Origin of the sequence: Micromonospora sp. NPDC023966, from assembly GCF_040639095.1 — a bacterium.
Classification (GTDB): Bacteria; Actinomycetota; Actinomycetes; order Mycobacteriales; family Micromonosporaceae; genus Micromonospora.
On sequence record NZ_JBEZZJ010000013.1, the window covers coordinates 145,044 to 168,539 of the forward strand.

18 protein-coding genes and 1 riboswitch are annotated in these 23,496 nt (G+C 75.2%); of the genes, 8 read left to right on the forward strand and 10 right to left on the reverse strand.

The genetic code is table 11. The features are described from left to right. Positions 1-83: 83 nt before the first annotated feature. On the reverse strand, positions 84-452 hold the full coding sequence (locus tag AB0F68_RS19005; protein WP_357339757.1) for a hypothetical protein: 369 nt from the start codon (positions 450-452) through the stop codon (positions 84-86). Between the two features lie 171 nt (positions 453-623). Here AB0F68_RS19005 and AB0F68_RS19010 point away from each other — a divergent pair, with 171 nt between their 5' ends. The 5 genes from AB0F68_RS19010 to AB0F68_RS19030 all read left to right on the forward strand — a co-directional run bounded on the left by AB0F68_RS19010 (position 624) and on the right by AB0F68_RS19030 (position 11,390). Continuing rightward, positions 624-5,228 (forward strand): ATP-dependent helicase, encoded by a 4,605-nt coding sequence (locus AB0F68_RS19010; RefSeq protein WP_357339759.1) that lies wholly within the window; start codon positions 624-626, stop codon positions 5,226-5,228. A gap of 188 nt (positions 5,229-5,416) precedes the next feature. Continuing rightward, positions 5,417-5,950 carry a GNAT family N-acetyltransferase gene (locus AB0F68_RS19015; protein WP_357339761.1) on the forward strand — a complete coding sequence of 178 codons (534 nt, stop codon included), beginning with the start codon at positions 5,417-5,419 and terminating at the stop codon, positions 5,948-5,950. Beyond that, complete coding sequence (locus tag AB0F68_RS19020; protein ID WP_357339763.1) at positions 5,947-6,753, forward strand: SAM-dependent chlorinase/fluorinase; 807 nt, start codon at positions 5,947-5,949, stop codon at positions 6,751-6,753. Before AB0F68_RS19015 ends, AB0F68_RS19020 begins: the two co-directional genes overlap by 4 nt. A gap of 46 nt (positions 6,754-6,799) precedes the next feature. Beyond that, positions 6,800-7,597, forward strand: a complete 798-nt coding sequence (locus AB0F68_RS19025) for a DNA-formamidopyrimidine glycosylase family protein (RefSeq protein ID WP_357339765.1) — start codon at positions 6,800-6,802, stop codon at positions 7,595-7,597. A gap of 181 nt (positions 7,598-7,778) precedes the next feature. Then, a complete protein-coding gene (locus AB0F68_RS19030) occupies positions 7,779-11,390 on the forward strand; it encodes a multicopper oxidase domain-containing protein (protein ID WP_357339767.1) in 3,612 nt (1,203 codons plus the stop codon). An 86-nt stretch (positions 11,391-11,476) separates the two neighbouring features. On the opposite strand, the gene AB0F68_RS19035 is transcribed toward AB0F68_RS19030, so the two are convergent. The 7 genes from AB0F68_RS19035 to AB0F68_RS19065 all read right to left on the reverse strand — a co-directional run bounded on the left by AB0F68_RS19035 (position 11,477) and on the right by AB0F68_RS19065 (position 17,817). Next, on the reverse strand, positions 11,477-12,256 hold the full coding sequence (locus AB0F68_RS19035; protein WP_357339769.1) for a hypothetical protein: 780 nt from the start codon (positions 12,254-12,256) through the stop codon (positions 11,477-11,479). Between the two features lie 16 nt (positions 12,257-12,272). Next, the gene (locus AB0F68_RS19040) at positions 12,273-13,124 is read right to left on the reverse strand and encodes a PspA/IM30 family protein (protein ID WP_357339771.1); all 852 of its coding nucleotides are present in this window, start codon (positions 13,122-13,124) and stop codon (positions 12,273-12,275) included. Between the two features lie 166 nt (positions 13,125-13,290). Further along, positions 13,291-13,740, reverse strand: coding sequence for a helix-turn-helix transcriptional regulator (locus AB0F68_RS19045; RefSeq protein WP_357339773.1), 450 nt, complete (start codon positions 13,738-13,740; stop codon positions 13,291-13,293). Between the two features lie 226 nt (positions 13,741-13,966). Then, positions 13,967-14,539: a CinA family protein gene (locus AB0F68_RS19050; protein WP_357339844.1), complete on the reverse strand. Its 573-nt coding sequence runs from the start codon at positions 14,537-14,539 to the stop codon at positions 13,967-13,969. Positions 14,540-14,637: 98 nt separating this feature from the next. Further along, positions 14,638-15,219 (reverse strand): CDP-diacylglycerol--glycerol-3-phosphate 3-phosphatidyltransferase, encoded by a 582-nt coding sequence (pgsA, locus tag AB0F68_RS19055; protein ID WP_357339775.1) that lies wholly within the window; start codon positions 15,217-15,219, stop codon positions 14,638-14,640. Between the two features lie 47 nt (positions 15,220-15,266). Further along, positions 15,267-16,817 (reverse strand): 30S ribosomal protein S12 methylthiotransferase RimO, encoded by a 1,551-nt coding sequence (gene rimO, locus AB0F68_RS19060; RefSeq protein WP_357339777.1) that lies wholly within the window; start codon positions 16,815-16,817, stop codon positions 15,267-15,269. Between the two features lie 76 nt (positions 16,818-16,893). Beyond that, on the reverse strand, positions 16,894-17,817 hold the full coding sequence (locus tag AB0F68_RS19065) for an ornithine cyclodeaminase family protein (protein ID WP_357339846.1): 924 nt from the start codon (positions 17,815-17,817) through the stop codon (positions 16,894-16,896). 96 nt (positions 17,818-17,913) lie between these two features. After that, a riboswitch (guanidine-III (ykkC-III) riboswitch) is annotated at positions 17,914-17,977 on the forward strand. Positions 17,978-18,031: 54 nt separating this feature from the next. Here AB0F68_RS19065 and AB0F68_RS19070 point away from each other — a divergent pair. Both AB0F68_RS19070 and AB0F68_RS19075 read left to right on the forward strand, forming a co-directional pair. Then, the gene (locus AB0F68_RS19070; protein WP_357339779.1) at positions 18,032-18,346 is read left to right on the forward strand and encodes an SMR family transporter; all 315 of its coding nucleotides are present in this window, start codon (positions 18,032-18,034) and stop codon (positions 18,344-18,346) included. Positions 18,347-18,440: 94 nt separating this feature from the next. Beyond that, a complete protein-coding gene (locus AB0F68_RS19075) occupies positions 18,441-18,686 on the forward strand; it encodes a hypothetical protein (RefSeq protein WP_357339781.1) in 246 nt (81 codons plus the stop codon). Between the two features lie 73 nt (positions 18,687-18,759). On the opposite strand, the gene AB0F68_RS19080 is transcribed toward AB0F68_RS19075, so the two are convergent. Beyond that, positions 18,760-20,187 (reverse strand): MFS transporter, encoded by a 1,428-nt coding sequence (locus tag AB0F68_RS19080; protein WP_357339783.1) that lies wholly within the window; start codon positions 20,185-20,187, stop codon positions 18,760-18,762. A 132-nt stretch (positions 20,188-20,319) separates the two neighbouring features. Between AB0F68_RS19080 and AB0F68_RS19085 the strand changes: the two genes are divergently transcribed. Further along, positions 20,320-20,916 (forward strand): TetR/AcrR family transcriptional regulator, encoded by a 597-nt coding sequence (locus AB0F68_RS19085; protein ID WP_357339786.1) that lies wholly within the window; start codon positions 20,320-20,322, stop codon positions 20,914-20,916. Positions 20,917-20,940: 24 nt separating this feature from the next. On the opposite strand, the gene AB0F68_RS19090 is transcribed toward AB0F68_RS19085, so the two are convergent. Further along, the gene (locus AB0F68_RS19090; RefSeq protein WP_357339788.1) at positions 20,941-23,385 is read right to left on the reverse strand and encodes a DNA translocase FtsK 4TM domain-containing protein; all 2,445 of its coding nucleotides are present in this window, start codon (positions 23,383-23,385) and stop codon (positions 20,941-20,943) included. Positions 23,386-23,496 lie beyond the last annotated feature (111 nt).

Consider the following 23,496-nt stretch of genomic DNA (forward strand, 5'->3'; position numbering starts at 1 on the left):
GGCACGCTGCGGCGACCGATGAGACGCCACATTCCCGCCCAGCTGGGCGGTTTTCGGGAAACCCGCCCGGCGGCGGGGCCCGGTCAGCGCAGGGCGGGGTCGACGGCCGTGCGGTCCCGGCGGGGCGTCTCGACCAGCAGGTCGGGCCGGCCGAGCTGGCGGACCGCCTTGTTCACCACCCGCTGGGCGGCGGCGAGGGAGCGCACCGGCAGCAGCTTGCCGCGGCTCTCCCGGCGCAGGACGAAGTAGGGCACCGCGGCGCGGACCAGCCCTCGGTCGGCGGCGCTGGAGTGGGCGGTGGCGACGACCAGCTCGCGGAGGCAGCGGGCCAGTTCCTCGGCCAGCTCCAGCTCGGGGCCCTGCAGGCCGGTGCGGAGCGCGGCGAGATGGCTGTCGACCTTGCGGATGAGCACGTCGGTCCCGGACCCGGAGCCTCGCCCCTGCACGGTCATCCAAGCCCTCCACCCCACGCTGCGTTGCGGGTGAAGTTACTTTATGTTGCGCGGTAGAAGCAAGCAGTTAAGTGAGACTTAACGCATTCAAGGCCGCATCCGTCGCTTAAGGCCCCGTCCCTGGACAGAACAGCGTCCGCCGAGGACTGGTTGTCACACCGACCAGGCAGGATGGAAGGCGTGGCGGACGAGGTGACCCAGGGCGCGGCGGTCCTGGCAGAATTCGGCGCGGCGACCCGGGAGTGGTTCGCCGCGGCCTTCGCGGCGCCCACCGCCGCCCAGACCGGCGCCTGGCGGTCGGTCTCCGCCGGGCGCAACGCCCTCGTCGTCGCCCCGACCGGCTCCGGCAAGACGCTCGCGGCGTTCCTCTGGTCGCTGGACCGGCTGGCCAAGGAGCCGCCGCCGGCCGAGGCGCGGCAGCGCTGCCGGGTGCTCTACGTCAGCCCGCTCAAGGCACTCGCCGTCGACGTGGAACGCAACCTGCGCGCCCCGCTCACCGGCATCCGGCAGGCCGCCACCCGCCTCGGCCTCACCCCGCCGGACATCACGGTCGGCATGCGCACCGGCGACACGCCGGCCGACGAGCGGCGGGCCTTCGCCCGGACCCCGCCGGACATCCTCATCACCACCCCCGAGTCGCTGTTCCTGCTGCTCACCTCCGCCGCCCGCGACTCGTTGCGCGGGGTCCGCACGGTGATCGTCGACGAGGTGCACGCGGTCGCCGGCACCAAGCGCGGCGCCCACCTGGCGCTCTCCCTGGAACGCCTCGACGCCCTGCTGGAGACGCCGGCGCAACGGATCGGGCTCTCCGCCACCGTCCGGCCGATCGACGTCTGCGCCCGCTTCCTCGGCGGGGCCCGCCCGGTCGACGTGGTGCAGCCGCCCACCAGCAAGACCATCGAGGTCAGCGTTCAGGTGCCGGTGGAGGACATGACCCGCCTCGACGAGCAGGAGCCGCCGGAGGACGCGCTGGGCGGGCTTGGCCCGCGCCGGGCGTCGATCTGGCCGGCCGTCGAGGAGCGGGTCTTCTCGCTAATCCGGTCACACCGTTCGACCATCGTCTTCACCAACTCCCGGCGCAGCGCCGAGCGGCTCTGCGCCCGGCTGAACGAGCTGGCCGCCGAGGAGCTGGAGGCGGCGAGCGGTCCGGCGGCCGGCGACGGCGGGCCGGTGGGTCCGCTGCGCGCGCCCCGGCAGCCGGCGGAGGTGATGGCGCAGTCCGGGGCGGCGGCCGGCGCGCCGCCGGTCATCGCCCGGGCCCACCACGGCAGCGTCTCCCGCGAGGAGCGCAAGCACATCGAGGAGGCGCTGAAGTCCGGGCAGCTCCCGGCCGTGGTCGCCACCTCCAGCCTGGAGCTGGGCATCGACATGGGCGCGGTCGACCTGGTCGTGCAGATCGAGGCCCCGCCGAGTGTCGCCGCCGGCCTGCAACGGGTCGGCCGGGCCGGGCACCAGGTCGGCGCGGTCTCCCGGGGCGTGGTCTTCCCGAAGCACCGCGGTGACCTGCTCTCCTGCACCGTGGTCGCCGAGCGGATGGGCGTGGGCGCGATCGAGGAGCTGCACTACCCGCGCAATCCGCTCGACGTGCTGGCCCAGCAGATCGTGGCCATGGTGGCCCTGGAGCCGTGGCGGCTCGGCGACCTCGCCGTGCTGGTCCGCCGGGCCGCCCCCTTCGCCGAGCTGCCCGACTCGGCGCTGCACGCGGTGCTCGACATGCTCTCCGGGCGCTACCCGTCGACCGCCTTCGCCGAGCTGCGACCCCGGCTGGTCTGGGACCGGGCCGCCGACGTGCTCACCGGCCGGCCCGGCGCGCAGCGGCTCGCCGTCACCAGCGGCGGCACCATCCCCGACCGGGGCCTGTTCGGGGTCTTCCTGGCCGGCGCCGAGCGGGCCGCCCGCGTCGGCGAGCTGGACGAGGAGATGGTCTACGAGTCCCGGGTCGGCGACGTCTTCCTGCTCGGCTCGTCGTCCTGGCGGATCGAGGAGATCACCCCCGACCGGGTGCTGGTCTCCCCCGCCCCGGGCCAGGCCGCCCGGATGCCGTTCTGGAAGGGCGACCAGCTCGGCCGCCCGGTCGAGCTGGGCCGGGCCATCGGTGCCCGGGTCCGGGCGCTGCTGCGCCAGTCCGACGCCGACGCCGTGGCGGCGCTGCGCGCCGGCGGGTTGGACGACTGGGCCGCCGGCAACCTGATGACCTACCTGCGCGAGCAGAAGGAGGCCACCCGGTCCCTGCCCGACGACCGCACCGTGGTGGTCGAGCGGTTCCGCGACGAGCTGGGCGACTGGCGGCTCGCCGTGCACTCGGTGCTCGGCGCCCGGGTCAACGGCCCGTGGGCGCTCGCCATCGGCCGCCGGCTCGCCGAGCGCTACGGGGTGGACGCCCAGGTGATGCCCTCCGACGACGGCATCGTGGTCCGGCTGCCCGACACCGCCGACGAGCCGCCCGGCGCCGACGTGGTGGTCTTCGACCCGGAGGAGATCGCGCAGCTGGTCGAGGAGTCCGTCGGCACCTCGGCGCTGTTCGCCGCCCGGTTCCGCGAGTGCGCGGCCCGGTCCCTGCTGCTGCCCCGCCGCGACCCGCGCCGCCGGCAGCCGCTCTGGCAGCAACGCCAGCGCGCCGCCCAACTCCTCGACGTGGCCCGCGAGTACGCCGACTTCCCGGTCACCCTGGAGGCCGCCCGGGAGTGCCTCCAGGACGTCTTCGACCAGCCCGCGCTGGCCGAGCTGATGCGCGACCTGGGAGCCCGCAAGGTCCGCCTGGTCGAGGTGGAGTCCGAGCGCCCGTCGCCGTTCGCCCGCTCGCTGCTGTTCGGCTACGTCGGTGCGTTCCTCTACGAGGGCGACGCGCCGCTGGCCGAGCGCCGGGCCGCCGCCCTGGCACTCGACTCCGGGCTCCTCGGCGAGCTGCTCGGCCGGGTCGACCTGCGGGAGCTGCTCGACCCCGCGGTGCTGGCCGAGACCGAACGACAACTGCGCTGGCGCACCGAGCAACGCCGCCCCCGCGACGCCGAGGACGTGATCGAGCTGCTCCGGGTGGTCGGTGACCTGAGCGAGGCCGAGCTGGCCGAGCGGGGCGTACCGGCCGGGTGGCTGGGCGAGCTGGAGGCGGCCCGCCGGGCGCTGCGGGTGCGCATAGCCGGCGAGGACCGCTGGGTGATCGTCGAGGACGCCGCCCGGCTGCGCGACGCGCTCGGCGTGGCGCTGCCCGTCGGGGTGGCCGAGGCCTACCTGGCGCCGGTGGCCGACCCGCTCGGCGACCTGGTGGCCCGCTACGCCCGCACCCACGGCCCGTTCGCCGCGGCCACCTGCGCCGCCCGGCTCGGGCTCGGGGTGTTCATCGTCGAGCAGGCCCTGCGCCGGCTCGCCGCCACCGGGCGGGTGGTCTCCGGTGAGTTCGCCCCGGACAGCGTCGGCACCCAGTGGTGCGACGCCGAGGTGCTGCGGCTGCTGCGCCGCCGGTCCCTCGCCGCGCTGCGCCGGGAGATCGAGCCGGTGCCGCCCCGGGCGCTCGCCGCGTTCCTGCCCCGCTGGCAGCAGGTCGGCTCGTCGGCCCGCGGCGTGGAGGCGGTCGCCGCCACCGTCGAGCAGTTGCAGGGCGTGGCCGTGCCGGCGTCCGCGCTGGAACGCCTCGTGCTGCCCGCCCGCATCGCCGACTACTCCCCCGCCCAGCTCGACGAGCTCTGCGCCAGCGGGGAGGTGGTCTGGGCCGGGTCCGGGGCGATCTCCGGCGGCGACGGCTGGGTCACCCTGGCGTACACGGACGTCGCGCCGCTGCTGCTGCCCCCGCCGGACGAGGCGCTGGCCCTGACCCCGCTGCACGAGGCGGTGCTCGACGCGCTCGCCGACGGCCAGGCGCTCTTCTTCCGCTCGCTCTCCGACCGGGTCGGCTCCACCGACGACACCGCCCTGGCGGCGGCGGTGTGGGACCTGGTCTGGGCCGGTCACCTCACCAACGACACCCTGGCGCCGCTGCGGGCGGCGGTCGGCGGCGGCGGGGCACACCGGTCCCGGCCGACCGCCCCGCGCACCCGCTACCGCCGCCCCGGCCGGGTGGCGCTGCCCAGCCGCGGTGGCCCGCCCACCGTGGCCGGCCGCTGGTCCCTGCTGCCCGACCGCGACCTCGACCCCACCCGGCGGGCCGCCGCCCTCGCCGACCTGCTGCTCGAACGGCACGGCGTGGTGACCCGGGGCGCGGTGATGGCCGAGCAGGTGACCGGCGGCTTCGCGGCGGTCTACCCGGTGCTCTCCGCGCTCGAGGAACGCGGGGCGGCCCGGCGCGGCTACTTCGTCGAAGGGCTGGGCGCGGCCCAGTTCGCCGTGCCGGGGGCGGTGGACCGGATCCGCGCCCTCGCCGACCCCGCCGACGACAGCCGGGGCCGGGGCGGGCCGACCACGGTGCTCGCCGCCACCGACCCGGCCAACCCCTACGGCGCGGCCCTGCCCTGGCCCGACCGGGTGGTCGACTCCGGCGACGGGGTGGCCCCGGCCACCGGGCACCGGGCCGGGCGCAAGGCCGGGGCGCTGGTCGTGCTGGTCGGCGGCGACCTGGTGCTCTACGTCGAGCGGGGCGGGCGGACCATCCTCTCGTTCACCGACGACACCGACACGCTGGCCGCAGCCGGCAAGGCGCTCGCCGACGCGGTGCACTCCGGCGCGCTGGGCGCGATCTCGGTGGAACGCGCCGACGGCGAGGCCGTGCACTCGTCGCCACTGCGCGACGCGCTCACCGCCGCCGGCTTCCGCGCCACCCCGCGCGGCCTACGCCTCCGCGGCTGACCACCCGGCCCAGGCACCGCACCCTCACACGCGCGCCACCCACGTCCGGCCTCACGCGCCCGCCTGCCGCGGCGGGGCGCGGCGGGGCGCCCCAGAGATCTTGGACGGAAATGGCCCCCACAGGGGCCGTTTGGCACCAAGATCTTTCCGGCGTTCCGGAATGTGGATGAGCCGGCCTGCTCGCTAGGGTGTTCCGCGACGACGAGGGGGACGACATGGCCTCGATCCAGGTACGACCCGTCGAACCGGGCGACCAGGCCGACCTCGCGGCCCTGCACCGGCGCGAGTGGGGCGGCCCGTACGTGGTGGTCCACGACACCCGCTACGACCTGCGGGAACTGCCCACCCTGGTGGCGGTGGACGGAGCGGGCGGGTTCGCCGTGGCGCTGGTGCACCGGCTCGCCGACGACGGGCTGGAGGTGGTCAGCCTCGCCGCCACGGCCCCCGGCAACGGCGCCGGCAGCGCCCTGCTGGCCGCCGCCGAGGCGGTCGCCGCGGCCGCCGGGGCGGACCGGCTCTGGCTGGTCACCACCAACGACAACCTGCGGGCGCTCCGCTTCTACCAGCGCCGAGGGCTGCGGATCGTGGCGGTGGACGCCGGCGCGGTGGACCGGGCGCGGGCGGTCAAGCCGAGCATCCCGTACCTGGGCGAGGACGACATCCCGCTCCACGACGAGCTGCGGCTGGAGCGACGGCTCATTGCGTCGGCGGCCCGGCCATGAGCGGCACCGACGCGGCGCCGGGCGGCGGGCCCTGGATCTCGCTGACCACCGACTACGGCCTGGCCGACGGTTTCGTGGCGGCCTGCCACGGGGTGCTGGCCCGGCTCGCCCCGGCCGCCCGGGTGATCGACGTGACCCACCTGGTGCCGCCGGCCGACGTACGCCGGGGCGCGGCGGTGCTCGCGCAGGCCGTGCCGTACCTGCCGGTGGGGGTGCACGTGGCGGTGGTCGATCCGGGCGTGGGCACCGCCCGGCGGGGCGTCGCGCTGGCCACGCCGGGCGGGCTGCTGGTCGGCCCGGACAACGGGCTGCTGCTGGACGCCGCCGAGGCCCTCGGCGGGATCACCGGGGCGGTGGAGCTGACCAACCCGGCCTGGCTCGCCCCGACGGTCTCCCGCACCTTCCACGGGCGGGACGTGTTCGCCCCGGTCGCCGCGCGGCTGGCGCTCGGCGCGCCGCTCGCCGAGGCGGGCCCGGCCGTGGACCCGGCGACGCTGGTTCGGCTGCCGGCGCCGGTGGTGCGCGCCGACGACACGGGCTTCACGGCCGAGGTGCTGACCGTCGACCACTTCGGCAACGTCCAGCTCGCCGCTCCCGGCGCGCTGCTCGACGGGCTGCCGGAGCGGGTCCGGGTGGCGGGCCGGGCGGCGGTGCGCGGAAGCACCTTCGGCGACGCCCCGCCCGGCGGGCTGGTCGCCTACGTGGACTCGGCCGGCCTGGTGGCGCTGGCGGTCAACACCGGCCGTGCGGTCGACCTGCTCGGCGTACGCCCCGGCGAGGTGGTGACGGTGACCGCCGGCTGACCCCGCCGACCAGGCGAAACGGGCGGGGGCGAGGGAGGATGGCAGGGTGCCCGAAGGCGACACCGTCTGGAACACCGCCCGCGTCCTCCAGCGCGCCCTGGCCGGCGCCCGGCTCACCGGCTCCGACTTCCGCGTGCCGCAGCTCGCGGCGACCGACCTGACCGGCTGGACCGTGCGCGAGTCGACCAGCCGCGGCAAGCACCTGCTCCTCCGGCTCACCGCGCCCCCCGACGCCGCCGGGCGGGACTGGACGTTGCACTCGCACCTGCGGATGGACGGCGCCTGGCGGGCGTACGGCCCGGGCGAGCGGTGGGCGGCCCGCCCGGCGCACCTGATCCGGGTGGTGCTCCGCTCCCCCGGCGCGGTCGCGGTCGGCTACCACCTGCACGAGCTGGCCCTGATCCCGACCGCCGAGGAGGAGTCGCTGGTCGGCCACCTGGGCCCGGACCTGCTCGGCCCCGACTGGGACCCGGACGAGGCGGTCCGCCGGCTGGCCACCCACCCGGACGAGACGATCGGCGAGGCACTGCTGGACCAGCGGAACCTGGCCGGGGTGGGCAACCTCTACAAGTGCGAGGTGCTGTTCCTGCGCGGGGTCTCCCCGTGGACGCCGGTCCGCGCGGTGCCCGACCTGGCCGGCACGGTCACCCTCGCCCAGCGGCTGCTCGCCGCCAACCGGGGTCGCTGGACGCAGAGCACCACCGGTTCGCTGCACCGCGGGCAGACCAACTACGTCTACGGCCGCCGGGCGCAGCCCTGCCGGCGCTGCGGCACGGCGATCCGCAAGGAGGAGCTGGGCGAGCGGGTGACGTACTGGTGCCCGGCCTGCCAACCGGACCGCTGATTGGGACGGCGCGTGGAACTTCCACGAACCACCCAAGATCGCCCGAGATAGGGACGATTGGGTAGTTCCCCGCTGCGCCTCCGGCGTCGCATGCTGCGGTGGAGTGCTCACCGATCGTCAGCAGCGCGTACGCCCGCCACGTCGGGGTGGCGGCAGGCGCGCCCGGACCCCGGGGAGAGCCATGGTGCTGTTCCGCAGACGCCGGCCGGGATGGACGGACCGGGCCGCCCGGACCGCCGAGGACCACGCGCCGACGGTGCCCGCCGCCCGCGCCGCCGAGGAGGAGACCGGGCCTACCCCGGCCAGCCTCGACCCGGCCGCCGTGCCGCGCTGCTTCGGCCCGGTGCCGAACTTCGCCGCCAGCCCGCTGCCCGCGCTCGACCGGGACGGCCGGCCGGTGCCCGGCACCGGCATCCGCAAGTTCGTCGACCCGCTGCCGGTGCCCGGCCCGCTGGCCACCGCCGGGCTGGGCGCCCGCCTGCCGGTCGCGGTGCCCGACACGATCACCTGGCCGGGCTGCGACTACTACGAGATCGGCCTCCAGGAGTACGCGCAACGCCTGCACCGCGACCTGCCGGCCACCCGGCTGCGCGGCTACCGCCAGCTCAACCTGGGCACCGACGCGTCCGGGCACAACACGGTCAGCCCGCCGGACCGGCCCTGGCACCTCGGCCCGATGATCGTCGCCCGGCGCGGCCGGCCGGTCCGGATCAAGTTCATCAACCAGCTTCCCACCGGCCGGGCCGGCGAACTCTTCCTGCCGGTCGACGAGACGGTCGACGGGGCGGGGACCGGCCCGCTGGACGGGCCCGCGCCGTACCCGGGGAACCGGGCCGTGCCGCACCTGGCCGGGGCGCAGACGGCGTGGATCAGCGCCGGCAACCCGTGGCAGTGGGTCACCCCGGCCGGCGAGATCACCCCGTACCCGACCGGGGTGGGGGTGACCCCGGTGCCCGACATGCCGCCGCCCGGCGGGGGCGCCACCACGCTCTACTTCCCCAACGAGCAGAGCGGCCGGCTCATGTGGCTGCACGACAACACCCTCGGCCTGTCCCGCCTCACCGTCTACTCCGGACAACTGGCGCTCTACCTGCTCACCGACCCGGCCGAGGAGCGGCTGGTCGACGACGGCGTGCTCCCCGCCGACCAGCTCCCCCTGGTGATCGAGGACAAGACCTTCGTGCCGGACGACGCCCAGCTCGCCGCCCAGGACCCCACCTGGGACCGGGACCGCTGGGGCGCGAAGGGCAGCCTCTGGCACCCGCACGTCTACCAGCCCCGGCAGAACCCCTACGGGACGACCGGCGGCAATCCGACCGGCCGCTGGGACTACGGCCCGTGGACCCATGACCCGGACGGCGGGGCCAGCCCCTGGGTCGCCCCGGTGCCGAACCCGCACCACGACCCGGTCGCCGAGCCGGACGAGCCGCCGCTGGCGCCGGGCGTGCCGCACCCGTCGGCCGTGCCCGAGGCGTACGGGGACACCCCGCTGGTCAACGGGGTGGCCTACCCGTACCTGGAGGTCGCGCCGCGGGCATACCGGTTCCGCATCCTCAACGCCTGCCCGGACCGCACGCTGAACCTCCAGCTCTACCGGGCCGGCTCGGACCAGCCGATGTGGACCGACACCGGCGGACCGGGCGACCCGCGAGCCGGGGAGGTGCCGATGGTCGCGGCGGCCCGGGCCGCCGGGCGGCCGGCGCACTGGCCGGTCGACGGACGCGACGGCGGGGTGCCCGACCCGGCCGCCGCCGGACCGGAGCTGATCCAGATCGGCAACGAGGGCGGCCTGCTGCCGGCCCCCGTGGTGATGGCCAACCGCCCGATCGGCTACCGGTACGACCGCCAGGACCCGACCGTGCTCAACGTGGACGGGCACACCCTGCTGCTCGCCCCCGGCGAGCGCGCCGACGTGGTGGTGGACTTCGCGACCGTCCCGCCGGGCAGCACCCTGATCATCTACAACGACTGCCCGGCCCCGCTGCCCCGGTTCGACCCGCGCTACGACCACCACACCGACGCCCCGGACCGCACCGCCACCGGCGGCCTCCCCGCCGCCCGCCCCGGCTACGGCCCGAACACCCGTACCCTGCTTCAGATCCGGGTCACCGGCAGCCCGGCGGCGCCGTACGACCGGGACCTGCTGGCCGCCCGTTTGCCCGGCGCGTACGCGGAGAGCCAGCGGCCGCCGATCGTGCCGCAACCGGCCTACGACGCGGCCTTCGGCACCCGTACCCCCGGGGAGACGCTGGTGTCGGCGCGCGCCACCTCGGTCACGTTCACCCCGCCCGGCGCGGCCGCCCCGGTCACCCTGCCGCTGGCGGTGAAGTCGGTCGGCCAGGTCTTCGAACCCCGGCACGGCCGGGCGGTGGGGCGGCTCGGGGTGGGCCACCCGAACGCCGGGCCGCGGACCCCGGCCACCCTGCCGCTCGGCCCGGTCGACCCGGCCACCGAGGTGCTGTACGCGACCGACCCGACCGTGCCGGTGGGCGGGCCGGCCGACGGCACCCAGCTGTGGCGGATCGTCGGCGACGCGCCCCGCACCCACCCGGTGCACATCGAGGGCTGCGACGTGCAGCTGGTCAACCGGGTCGGCTGGGACGGCACGGTCCGCCCGCCGGACGCGGGCGAACTGGGCTGGAAGGACACCGTCCGGGTCAACCCGCGGGAGGACGTGATCGTCGCCCTGCGCCCGGTCCCGCCCACCCTGCCCTTCAAGATCGGCGACAGCGTACGCCTGCTCGACCCGACCCGGCCGCCTGGCGCCCGGCTGGACGCCAGCCCGGTCAGCCCGGTCGACGGGCGGCCCGCCGTGGTGGTCAACCAGCTGGTGAACCTGGGCTGGGAGTACCGCTGGCAGACCCGCTCGGCGGGCCTGCGCGACCAGGGCATGAGCCGGCCGCTGGTGCTGCGGGTGGCGCCTAAGGCGCCGACCGGGCTGACCCCCACCCCGGCGCCCGGCTCGGCCACCGCGCTGCCCGCCATCGCGCTGGCCTGGACCGGAAACGGCAGCCGCCCGCCGGCCACCAGCCACCGCCTGCAACGGGCCACCGACGCGGCCTTCACCGCCGGGCTCACCGAGATCACCGTGGCCGCCACCGCCACCCGGTACACCGACGCGTCCGTCACCCCCGGGGTCACCTACCACTACCGGATCCGGGCCGAGAACGCGGTGAGCTGCTCGGCCTGGTCGAACAGCGTCCCCGCCTCGGTGCAGCTGACCGCGCCGGCCAAGCTGGCGGCCGTGGTGCCGCCGGCCGCTCCGCTGCGGATCGCGCTGCGCTGGGCCAACCGGTCGTTCGCGACCGGGGTGGACGTGCAGCGGGCCACCAACCCGACGTTCACCAGCGGGCCGGGCACCACCGCCATCGCCGTCGGCGAGGCCCACCTCGACCCGGCGGTCGCCCCGGACACCACCTACTACTACCGGGTACGCACCACCTACCTCGGCGCGGCGTCACCCTGGTCGACGGTGGCCACGGTGACCACCCCGCCCCGCCCCGGCGTGCCGACCGGCGTCCTCGCCACCGCCACCGCGCCCGCTCCGGACACCGCCACGGTGATCCTGAACTGGTCGGCCAGCACGCCGACCGGGTCGGGCGCCGGCTTCGTGGTGCAGCGCGCCACCGACGCCGCCTTCACCCACGAGCTGGCCACGTTCAGCGTCACCGGCCGGGGCTTCACCAACACCGGCCTCGCCCGGGGCGTCACCTACCACTACCGGATCCGCTCGGTCAACGTCGTCGGCGCCTCCCCCTGGACCACCCCCACCCAGGTGACCACCCCCGACTGACCATGTTGATCAAGAGATTTGCGTCAGGAACCGCCGCCGCGTTTCTGCGCAAGCTTCTTGATCAACACTGCGAGGGAGTGCGGGGGTCAGGGGGTGCGGAGAGGGGTGTGGGCGGTGCGGAGTTCGGCGAGGGCGCCAGCGACGCCGTGCAGCAGGTCGGTGGCCTCGGTGAGGCGGGTGGCCGAAGGGTGCTCGGTGCTCGGGCGGGCGTCCTCGGCCACGTAGCCGGCGGCGGCCACCACCAGCCGCTCGTACGCGGCCACCCCGCTCTCCAGCTGGCCCACCAGCGTGGCGTGCGCCTCGGCGAGCGACCCGCGCGCCTCGGCCGGGGCGAGCTTCAGGGCTCGTTCGACGCCGGCCACCCGGTTGGCCAGGTCGCGCAGGGAGCGGTCGGCCTCGGCCGCTTCACGGACCGCCGGCTCGGCCAGCCCGGTGAGCCGGCCGGCCAGCCCGGCCAGGGTCAGCGCGGCCCGGTCCAGCCGGGCCCACGCCTCGGCGGCCGTGGTGCCGCGCAGCGCGAGGCGGGAGCGGACCCGGCGTACCTCGGCGAGGACGCCGGGGCCGACAGGCAGCCGCTCGACGGCGGCGACCAGCCGGGCTCGGGAGCGGGCGGCGGCCTCGGCCGGGCCGAGGGCCGGCGGGGCCGGCACGGCGGCGAGGGCGCGCAGGTCCACCCAGCGCCAAGCGGCGACGGCGATCGCGCTGCCCGCGGCGCCGGCCCAGGCCGCGTCGGGCAGGCCCAGCCCCGCGTACGGGGTCAGCACGGCGGCGGCGCCGCCCAGCCCACCGGCCAGGACGCTCCAGCGCCGCGCGGACCGGCGCAACCTGCGCAGCCGGCGGAAGTGCCGCGCCCGCTCGTCCACCATGGGTCTCCCCCGTCTCCTAGCTCGTGGTGCTCTCCCCGGTGCCGCGCTCCCGGCTCATGCTCGCCCGGATCTCGTCGAGCCGGGCGGCGGCCGCCGGGTCGGTGGGCTGCCCCACGGCGGGGCGCTCCTGCCGGCCGCCGAGCTGCTCGCCGGCCATGCTCGACCGGATCTGCTCCAGTCTGGCCGACCCGGCCGAGTCGAGGGTGGCCTTCTGGATCTCCAGCATCCGGCCCTCGACGGAGTTGCCGGCCAGTTCGGCCCGGCCCATCGCGTCGGCGTAGCGGCGCTCGATCCGGTCCCGGACCTCGTTGAGCGACGGGGTGGTGCCGGGGGCGGTGATAGCTGACATCGACTCCAGCGAGCGGGCCACCGTCTCCTGCATCCTGGCCTGCTCGAGCTGGCTGAGCAGCTTGGTGCGCTCGGCCAGCTTCTGCTGGAGGATCATCGAGTTGTTCTCGACCGCCTTGCGGGCCTGCGCTGCCGCGCCGAGCGCCTGGTCGTGCAGGGTCTTGAGGTCCTCGGTCGCCTGCTCGGCGGAGACCAGCTGGGTGGCGAGCAGCTGCGCGGATTGCTCGTAGCGCCCGGCCTCGGTCTCGTCGCCGCGGCCCCGGGCCTGGTCGGCAAGGACGAGGGCCTGCCGGGCGTTGGCCTGGAGCTGCTCGACCTCGGTCATCTGCCGGGAGAGCTTCATCTCCAGCTGGCGCTGGTTGCCGATGACCGCGGCCGCCTGCTGGACCAGCGCCTGGTGCTGCCGCTGGGCCTCCTCGATGGCCTGCTGGATCTGCACCTTCGGGTCGGCGTGCTCGTCGATCTTCGCGCCGAAGAGCGCCATCAGGTATTTCCAACCCTTGACGAACGGGTTCGCCATCTCCGCCTTGCCCCCTCAGTAGCGTCGCGTCGCCTCGACCGGGGTCGACCGGCGGGCCGCGCGGTGTGCCTCCATCGTCCCAGTCGGACGCCAACACGGCACCCGTACGACCCTGATCAACACTACGACGCGGTCGCCACCGGCGCCCATGGCGCGACGGGCGGGATCAGGCGGCGCAGACCACGTCGCGGTCGGCGGGGCGGACCCGGGTGCTGCGCAGCGTCGCCTTGAGCGGCGAGTCCTGGCGGACCTGGACGGCCACCGAGCCGTCGGAGGTGACGTGGCGGACGCCCCGGTTGGTCGCCTTGCGCACGGCGGCCGCTGCCACCGGCGTCGACTCGACCGGCTCGTCAGCCAACGGGACCAGCACCCCGGGCATCTGCTCGGCCAGCGCGACGGTGTCGCTGACCTCGCGGAGCAGCTCGGAGAGGCGGGCGCCGAGCGCGTCGCAGATCGCGGCCAGCAGCTCGCTGGAGGGTTCCTTGTGGCCGCGCTCGATCTCGGAGAGGTAGCCGAGGCTCACGTTGGCGGCGGAGGAGACCTCGCGCAGGGTGCGGTGCTGCCCCTGCCGGCGCGCCCGCAGTGCGTCACCGATCACTCGGCGTAGCAGGACCATCGCACCTCCCCCTGGACGGGATCATCATCTCGGGCCGGACGTGCCGCGCCGGACGCGGCGGACCGCGCCGGCGCCGGCGTCGTCCGCCGGAGCCTTCCCGCAACCGTACCCGTTGGTCGCCCCGGCGACATCCCACCCCGCCTCTCCAATCCTGCGGAACCCGCCGCGCGGGCCGGTCGGCGGCCCCGCGCCGGCCCCGCCGTCGTCGGGCGTGTCGCGGGCCGGCTCACCGCTGGCCGGCCCCCGCCCGGTCGACGTCGTCCGCCTCGTCCGCGGATTCCGCCTCGTCGGCCTCGACCGCGGCGTGGATCTGGTCGGCGAGCAGGCGCAGCGCCTCGATCACCGCCGCCGAGCGGATGTGGTCCCGGCCACCGTCGAGGTGCAGCTCACGTACCTCGGTGCCGCCCGGCCCGGTCGCGGCGACGTAGACCAGGCCGACCGGCTTGCCGTCCTGCGGCTCCGGCCCGGCCACGCCCGTGGTGGCCAGCCCCCAGTCGGCGCCGCAGCGCCGCCGCCCGCCCTCGGCGAGGGCGGCGGCCACGTCCGGATCGACCGGTCCGCGCTCGGCCAGCAGATCCTCCGGTACGCCGGCCAGCTCCGACTTCAGCTCGGTGGCGTAGACCACCAGGCCGCCCCGGAAGACCCCGCTCACCCCGGCGATCTCCACGATCGCGGCGGAGAGCAGCCCGCCGGTCAGCGACTCGACGGTGGCCAGGGTCTCCCCGCGCTCGTGCAGGCTGTGCACCACCGAGGCCGCCGGACTGCCGGCGGGCCGCTCATGATTCGCATCCGTCCCCATGCCGGCCCTCTCTTCCCGCACCGCCGCAACCTACTCATCCTGCGCACGGATTCGCCGATCATGAGGTCATCCCCGACGGCGCGCCGCACCGGCCGGGGTCAGTGGGCGGGGCGGCGCAGGCGGAGGGCCTGGGCGATGTAGTCGAAGCCGGTGATCACGGTGACCACCACGGCCGCGCCCATGATCCAGGGGCCGACCGGGGCCAGCGCGGCGGGCATCGGCCAGAGGTACCAGGTGATCGCCAGGATCTGGAGGGCAGTCTTGATCTTGCCGCCCCGGCTGGCCGCGATCACGCCGTGCCGGATCACCCAGAAGCGCAGCGCGGTGATGCCCAGCTCGCGGGCGAGGATCACCGCGGTCACCCACCAGGGCAGCCGGTCGTACCAGGAGAGCAGCACCAGGGCGGCGCCGGTGAGCGCCTTGTCGGCGATCGGGTCGGCCACCTTGCCGAGCGAGGTGACCAGCCCGAACCGACGGGCGATCCAGCCGTCCACCAGGTCGGTCGCCGAGGCGACCACGAAGATCAGGCAGGCGGCCATCCGCCAGCCGGCGTGGCTCATCGCGGAGGCGACCACGGTGACCGCGAAGACCGGAACCAGCACCAGCCGCACCGCGGTCAGCATGTTCGCCGCGTTCAGCAGTGGCACCGGGGCCGCCACCGTCGACTCCGCCCCGGTCATGTCCGGCACCGCCTCACGTGGCTCTCCCGTCCTGTCCGGGCCCGTCGTCACCGTGCCGCGCCGGGCGCCGCCGAGATCATCTCATCCGGTACGGCGATCAGGTCGACACCCTCGGTCGCGGTGACCGTGGCCCGGACCAGGTCGCCGGGGCGCAGTGCGGCCAGGTCCACCCCGCCGCCCTGCGGGGCGACCAGGGTCGTCGAGCCGTCGACCTCGGGCGCCTGGTGGGCGGCCCGCCCCTCGACCACGCCGTCGGCGACCGAGTCGACCAGCACCTCCACGGTCGAGCCGAGCCGCTCCTCGGCCCGCTGCGAGCAGAGTTCGTCGGCCAGTGCGGCGAGCTTGTCGTAGCGCCGCTTGATCGTCGCGGCGGAGACCTTGCCGGGCAGGCCGGCGGCCTCGGTGCCGTCCTCGTCGCTGTAGTCGAACACGCCGATCGCGTCGAGGCGCGCCTCGGTCAGGAACCGGACCAGCTCGGCCACGTCCTGCTTGGTCTCCCCGGGGAAGCCGACGATGAAGTTGCTCCGCGCGCCCGCCGCCGGCGCCAGCTCGCGGGCGGAGGCCAGCAGCTCCAGGAACCGGTCGGTGGAGCCGAACCGGCGCATCCGGCGCAGCACCGGCTCGCTGGAGTGCTGGAACGACAGGTCGAAGTAGGCGGCCACACCCGGCGTGGTGGCGATCACCTCGACCAGGCCCGGCCGGGTCTCGGCGGGCTGGAGGTAGCTGGCCCGCACCCGCACGATGCCGTCGATCGCGGCGAGCTGCGGCAGCAGCTTCTCCAGCGCCCGCGGGTCGCCCAGGTCCTTGCCGTACGAGGTGGAGTTCTCGCTGACCAGCACCAGCTCGCGCACGCCGGTCTTGGCCAGCCACTCCGCCTCGGCGAGCAGCTCGTCCGGCGTGCGCGAGACGAACGCCCCGCGGAACGCCGGGATGGCGCAGAACGCGCACCGCCGGTCGCAGCCGCTGGCCAGCTTGAGCGAGGCCACCGGCCCGGTGTCGAGCCGGTGCCGCAGCACCTGCCGCAGGTGCGCCGGGGTGTGCTCGTCGGCCTCGGCGGTGACCCGGGTCGGGGTGCCGTGACCGGGCAGCGACACCGCCGCCTCGCGGCGCTTGACCGGGGTGAGCGGGAGCAGCTCGCGCCGGTCGCGCGGGGTGTGCGCGCCCAGCGCCTCGCCGGCCATCACGGCGTCCAGCCGGGCCGAGATGTCCGGATAGTCGTCGAAGCTGAGCACCGCCTGCGCCTCGGGGAGGCTGTCGGCCAGCTCGCGGCCGTAGCGCTCGGCCATGCAGCCGGCGGCGACCACCTTGGCGCCGGTGTCGGCGGCGGCCAGCAGCGTCTGGATCGAGTCCTGCTTGGCCTTCTCCACGAACCCGCAGGTGTTCACGACCACCACGTCGGCGCCCTCGCCGTCGGTGGTCACCTTCCAGCCGTCGGCGTGCAGCCGGGCGGCCAGCTCCTCCGAGTCGACCTCGTTACGGGCGCACCCCAGGGTCAGCAGGGCGACGCGACGGTTGTCGGAGGACGACGGCTCCGGGTCGCGGCGCGGCGTCGGACGCGCCGGGCTGGAGTTGTCGTAAGGGGAGGTGGCAGACACCATCCGAGGGTACCGGGCCGCGGCGGGATCGCCGCGCCGCCCGGCCGGGGCATCGGCCGGCTCACAGTTGAGCCGCGGGTCAGCGGGCCGCGGCGCCGACCCGGGCCAGGCGGTCGAGGAGGAAGACCTCGGTGCCGGCCAGGCCGGTGGAGCAGAAGACCGAGATCTGGTCCGCGCCGGTCCGCCCCGGGGCCGCCCCGGCCAGCACCGCGCCCAGGTCGCGCAGCCGGTTCGCGTACGGCTCGACGGCGGCGAGCATCGGCGGGGCGTACGCGGCCGCCTGGGCGGGCGAGTCGGTGACCAGCAGGTCGGCGGCGTCCAGCAGGTCGGGCCCGAACTCGTGCCGGTCGACCTGCTTGAAGCCGACCGTGTTGACGTGGGTGCCCGGGGCGAGGTCGGTGGCGTCCAGCACCGGGCAGGTGCTGGTGGTGGCGAGCACCACGAGGTCCCGGTCGCGCACCGCCGCGGCGGCCGAGTCGACGGCGCGGGCCGGCACGCCCAGCTCGGCCCGGACCCGGGTGGCGAACGCCTCACGGCGGGCCGCCGAGCGGCTGTGCACGGTCACCTCGCTCAGCGGGCGGACCGCGGCGGCGGCCCAGACCTGGGTCCACGCCTGGCGGCCCGAGCCGACCACGCCGAGGGTGGCCGCGTCGGGGCGGGCCAGCGCGTCCACGGCCACCCCGCCCAGCCCTCCGGTGCGCCGCGAGCCCAGCTCCTCGCCGACCGCGATGGCGCGTACCGCCCCGGTGGTGGCGTCGTGCAGCACCACGAGCTGCGCGCTCTCCGGGTGCCCGAAGGTGTCGTACGAGCGGAAGCCGTACCACTCGCCGGTGAGGTGCCCGGCGGTGAGCACCATCCGGCCGCCGCCGAGCGGGGCGGACGCCCGGGGCGGGGCGATCAGCCGGCCCTCGTACGCGGCCAGCAGCGCGTCCCGCATGGCGGCGACGGTGAACGGGGCGTCCACGGTGACGGCGACGTCCTCGTCGGAGAAGAGCACGGTCATGCCGACCATGGTGCAACCTGAAGTTGACGTGAACTCCAGCCATGGTGGGATTCCTCACCGCGCCGGACCGTCGGCTGCGGCGGTGCTAGCGTCGGCCTCGGCGGCCCCGCGCCGCCCCGGACGAGTGGTGGGCGTACCCGGTCAGGCCAAGACGCCCCGCGTGACCGCCCGTCCCGGCCCCGGTGGCCGGGCCCGCCCCGTCAGAGGTGACCCGATGGCCTGGCTCGTACTGGTGCTCTCCGGACTGCTGGAGACCGCGTGGGCGATCGCCCTCGACCGCAGCGCCGGCTTCACCCGCCCGCTCCCCTCCCTGGTCTTCGTCGTCGCGCTGGTGGCCAGCATGGCCGGCCTGGCATACGCGCTGCGGGACATCCCGGTCGGCACCGGCTACGCCGTCTGGGTCGGCATCGGCGCGGCCGGAACGGCCGGAGTCGGCATGCTGGCGCTGGGCGAGTCGGCCAGCCTGCCCCGGATCGCCTGCCTGCTGCTGGTGGTCGCCGGCGTGGTCGGCCTCAAGCTCTTCCACTGAGCCTCCGGCCGGTCCGGCGTCCCGTTTGGACGGCATGCCGGCGCGGGTATCTCCTCCTCGCCCCACCCGAGAGGAACCACTGACGGAGGACATCATGGCCGACATCCACGCCACCGCCCGCCCGCGCAGCAGCGCGGCACGCGTCTGCACGATTCTCGCGTTCGTCTTCGCGGTCATCGCGATCTTCTTCCTACCGCCGCTGTTCGGGCTGATCGGCCTGGTGCTCGGCATCGTCGGCGCGGTGCTCGGCGACAAGCCGCTCGGCTGGTACGCCGCCGCCGCCAGCGTGGTCGGCGCCGTCATCGGCATGATCCTCAGCTACGCCATCTACAACTCCTGACCCGGTACGCGTCAGGGCCCGCCGGGAGCACCGGCGGGCCCTCGTCGCGGTCTCTGGCGAAGGCAGGCGGACCCTAGTGCAGGCGCGCCGATGCCCCGGCCGGCGGCCGACCGGCCGGCACCAGGACCAGTGACACCAGCGCGGCCAGGGCGGCGGCGACCGCGCTGAAGTCGAAGGCGTGCGTGAAGCCGGTGGCCACCACCCCGCCGGAGGACAGACTCGCGGCGGCGACCGTGGAGACGACCGCCACGCCGACCGAACCGCCGAGTTCGTGGAACGTGTTGACGATGCCCGAGGTGACGCCTGCCTCCCCGGGTGCCACCTCGGCGAGCGCGGTGGTGGTGGCCGCCACGAACGTCATCCCCAGCCCGGCCGCGGCGACGCTGATCCCGATGACCACCGACCCGGACGTCGGCCCCATGGCGGGGATCGCGGCACCCAGTGCGGCGACGGCAAGTCCCACGGTGGCCGTCGTACGGGGACCGAGGTGCCCGACTCCGCGGCTGGCCAGGTGGGCGCCGACGACGGTGCCGAGCGCCACCGGCAGGAAGAGCAGTCCAGTGGTCAGCGCCCCGTGTCCGCGCACCTGCTGCAGATAGAACGAACCGAGGAAGAAGCTCGCGATCAATAGCCCGGTCGCCACCAGCATCAGGAACGAACCCGCGGCGACCCGGCGGCGGGCGAGGATCGAGAGGTCCACCAGCGGCGCCGGGACGGCCCGTTCGACCAGCACGAAGCCCGCGTAGAGCGCAGCGGCGACCGCGAGCGGGCCGAGGGTGGACATGGCGGTCCAACCGTGGTCGCCGGAGCTGATCAGCCCGTAGAGCGCCGCCGCGGTGGCGAGCGTGACGATGAGCGCCCCGGGCAGATCCAGCTTCCGATCCGCGCGCCGTGGTCCCGGCCCGGGCAGGACGACCAGCAGCAGCGCGAGCACGGCGACCCCGATCGGCACGTTGACGTAGAAGATCCATTGCCAGCCCGGGCCGGCGGTGAGCAGGCCACCGACCAGCACGCCGACGGCCGCTCCGGTGCCGCCCAGGGCGCCCCAGACGCCCAGCGCCCGGTGCCGCTCCGGGCCTTGGAACAGCGTGGTGACCAGGGAGAGTGCGGCGGGAGAAAGGAGTGCGGCACCGACGCCCTGACCGATCCGACCGCCGATGAGCATCGTGGCGTTGACCGACAGCCCCGCCACCAGCGACGACGCGGTGAAGAACGCCAGGCCGGCGAGCACGGTCCGGCGGGCCTCGAACAGGTCGGCGGCGCGACCGCCGAGGAGCATCAGGCCACCGAAGACCAGGGTGTACGCAGTGACGACCCAGGTCAGCGCCGCGCGGTCGAGACCAAGGTCGACACCGATGCTCGGCAGCGCGATGGTGACCACTGTGATGTCGAGGATGAGCATGAACTGGGCGAGGCTGAGCAGCGCCAAAGCCCGCCATCGGCGCGGGACGGGCGTGGCCGGCGCGGCGTCGTGCGGTGACGATGTGACGTGGACGTTCATGTGGCTCTCCCGAAGACGGACGGCCGGGCAGCCGGCGGGAATCGTCCCGGGCCGCCCATTAAGTCGTACGCGGGTGTACGACTTACTGTCTCACGGTAACCTGAACACCGGTGTCTGACAAAGGAGGACGTGGTGGACCGGACAACCGACGCCGTCGGGCAGCGCGGCAAGCGCGCGGACGCGCAGCGGAACATCACCGCGATCCTTGACGCGGCACTGGAGTGCCTGGTCCGAGATCCGGACGCCAACATCGCCGAGATCGCCCGGCGCGCCGGGGTCGGCCGGGTGACTCTCTACGGCCACTTCTCGTCCCGCGACGACCTCATCGACCAGCTGTTCACCCGCACTGTGGACCGGGCGGACCGGGCGTTGGAGACGGTCGACCTGACCGGTGACCCTCGGGCGGCCCTCAGCCGCCTCGTCGCATCGAGCTGGCAGATCGTCGACCAGTTCCGGCACCTGCTCGATGTCGCCCAACGGTCACTGCCACCCGCCCGCATCCGGGCCGCGCACGAGGGGCCGATGCGCCGCATCGCCGGCCTCATCGAGCGCGGCCGGGCCGAGGGCGTGTTCCGCACCGACCTGCCCGCGACCTGGCTGGTCGCGCTCGTCCACACCGTGGTGCACGCGGCGGCGGACGAACTCAGCGGAGGGCGCCTCGCCGAGCAGGACGCGCCCTTCGTCATCGACGCGACCCTGCAGGCCGCGTACGCGCCACCGGCCGGGTGACCCGACCGGTCACCGCTCGGCGCCCTACTCCTCGCCGCCGCGCAGGCCGGCCAGGACCTCCTCAAGCTCGTCCGGCTTGACCAGCACGTCGCGAGCCTTGGACCCCTCGGACGGGCCGACCACGCCCCGGGTCTCCATGAGGTCCATGAGCCGGCCCGCCTTGGCGAAGCCGACCCGCAGCTTGCGCTGGAGCATCGAGGTCGAGCCGAACTGCGAGGTGACCACCAGCTCCACCGCCTGCACGAGCAGGTCCAGGTCGTCGCCGATGTCCTCGTCGATCTTCTTCTTGCTGTCCTGCGCGGGGGCGAGCACGTCCGGACGGAAGTCCGGCTCGCGCTGGTCCTTGCAGAACTTCACCACGTCGTGGATCTCGCGCTCGGTCACCCAGGCGCCCTGGATCCGGATCGGCTTCGACGCGCCCATCGGCAGGAACAGCCCGTCGCCGCGGCCGAGCAGCTTCTCCGCGCCGGGCTGGTCGAGGATGACCCGGGAGTCGGCCAGCGAGGAGGTGGCGAAGGCGAGCCGGGACGGCACGTTCGCCTTGATCAGGCCGGTGACCACGTCCACCGAGGGACGCTGGGTGGCCAGCACCAGGTGGATGCCGGCGGCCCGCGCCAGCTGGGTGATCCGGACGACCGAGTCCTCCACGTCGCGCGGCGCGACCATCATGAGGTCCGCCAGCTCGTCCACGATCACCAGCAGGTACGGGTACGGCCGGATCTCCCGCTCGCTGCCCGGCGGGGCCTTGATCTCGCCGTTGCGTACCTTGCGGTTGTAGTCGTCGATGTGCCGGACCCCGTTGGCGGCGAGGTCGTCGTAGCGCATGTCCATCTCGCGGACGACCCACTCCAGCGAGTCGGCCGCCTTCTTCGGGTTGGTCACGATCGGGGTGACCAGGTGCGGGATGCCCTCGTAGCCGGTCATCTCGACCCGCTTCGGGTCGATCAGCAGCAGCCGCACCTCGTCCGGGGTGGCCCGGGTGAGCACCGACACCAGCAGCGAGTTGAGGCAGGACGACTTGCCCGCGCCGGTCGCGCCGGCGATCAGGATGTGCGGCATCTTGGCCAGGTTGGCCACCACGTAGCCGCCCTCGATGTCCTTGCCGAGCGCCACCACCATCGGGTGGTGGTCACTGGTGGCGGCACGCGAGCGCAGCACGTCACCGAGCGCCACGTTCTCCGGGTCGGTGTTGGGGATCTCCACGCCGACCGCGCTCTTGCCCGGAATCGGGCTGAGGATCCGCACGTCCGGCGACTTCACCGCGTAGGCGATGTTGCGGGAGAGCTGGGTGATCCGCTCGACCTTGACGCCCGGCCCCAGCTCGACCTCGTAGCGGGTGACCGTCGGGCCGCGGGTGAAGCCGGTGACCGCGGCGTCCACGTCGAACTGGTCGAAGACGCCGGTCAGCGCGGCGATCACCTCGTCGTTGGCCTTGCTCCGCGTCTTCGGCGCGGCCCCGCTGCCCAGCATGTTGGCCGGCGGCAGGGTGTAGTCGCCCGCCAGCCCGGTGAGCGCGAGCTGCTCGGCCCGGGTGGGCAGCGGTGAGTGCTCAGGGGGCTCGACGGGCTTGCGGCTGGCCGGCACCCGCTTGCGCGGCAGCACGAGGGTTTCCTGGAGGTCGGCGCCGTCGAGGTCGTCGTCCGGGTCGAGCGGGTCGACCGGCGGCGGGAGGCGCTTGGCCGCCCGCTTCCGGGCCGGCTTCGTCGCCGCCTCGGCCGCCTCGGCCTCCTCGGCGTCCGGCGGCACCGGGGCGACCCGCAGCCCGAGCCGCTCCGGGATCTTGTTGATCGGGGTCGCGGTGATCACCAGCAGGCCGAAGACCAGCAGCAGGAGCAGCAGCGGCATGGCCACCCAGGCGGTGACCGCGGACTTGAGGAGGTCGCCCAGGCCGGCGCCGATCAGGCCGCCGGCATAGTCGCGCTGGACCTCGTCGACCGGGTCCTGTCCGATGTGCAGCATGGCCGCCGTGGCGAGCAGCATGGAGCCCCAGCCGACCAGGCCGCGGCCGCGGTGCGCGGGATCGGCCGGGGTGCGCATCAGCCGCCAGGCGCCCACCATGAGCAGCACCGGCAGCACGATGGCGATCGCCCCGACGAAGAGGCGCACGGTGTCCGCGAGATGCCGGCCCACCGGCCCCGCGCCGCCGGACCAGATGCCCACGGCACTGAGGATGGCCAGGCCGAACAGGAGCAGCCCGGCGCCGTCGCGGCGGTGCTCCGGGTCCAGCTCGCGGGTGGTGGCGGCCTGCCGGCCGGCCGCCCGGAACACCCAGCCCACGCTGTGCGCCAGCCCCATCCACAGGGCACCCAGCGCGCGGCCGAGGAAGGCCGCCGGGCTCGGCCCGGGCGCCGGGCGCCGCCGAGCGCTCGCCCGGCTGGCCTTCTTGGCCGGCTGGCGGGCACGGCTGTTCGTGGTTCCGCGCGACGACGCGCCGCGCCGCCGGCTCGCCTGAGAGGTACGGCCCGCCATACAGTCACCGTAACGGCGGGACCCGGCAGATCGCCGCTTTTCCGGGTCGTGTCCGCGCGTCGCGGCACGGATCCGCCGCCCGTTGTGTTATTCGCCTCAGAAGGGATGCCC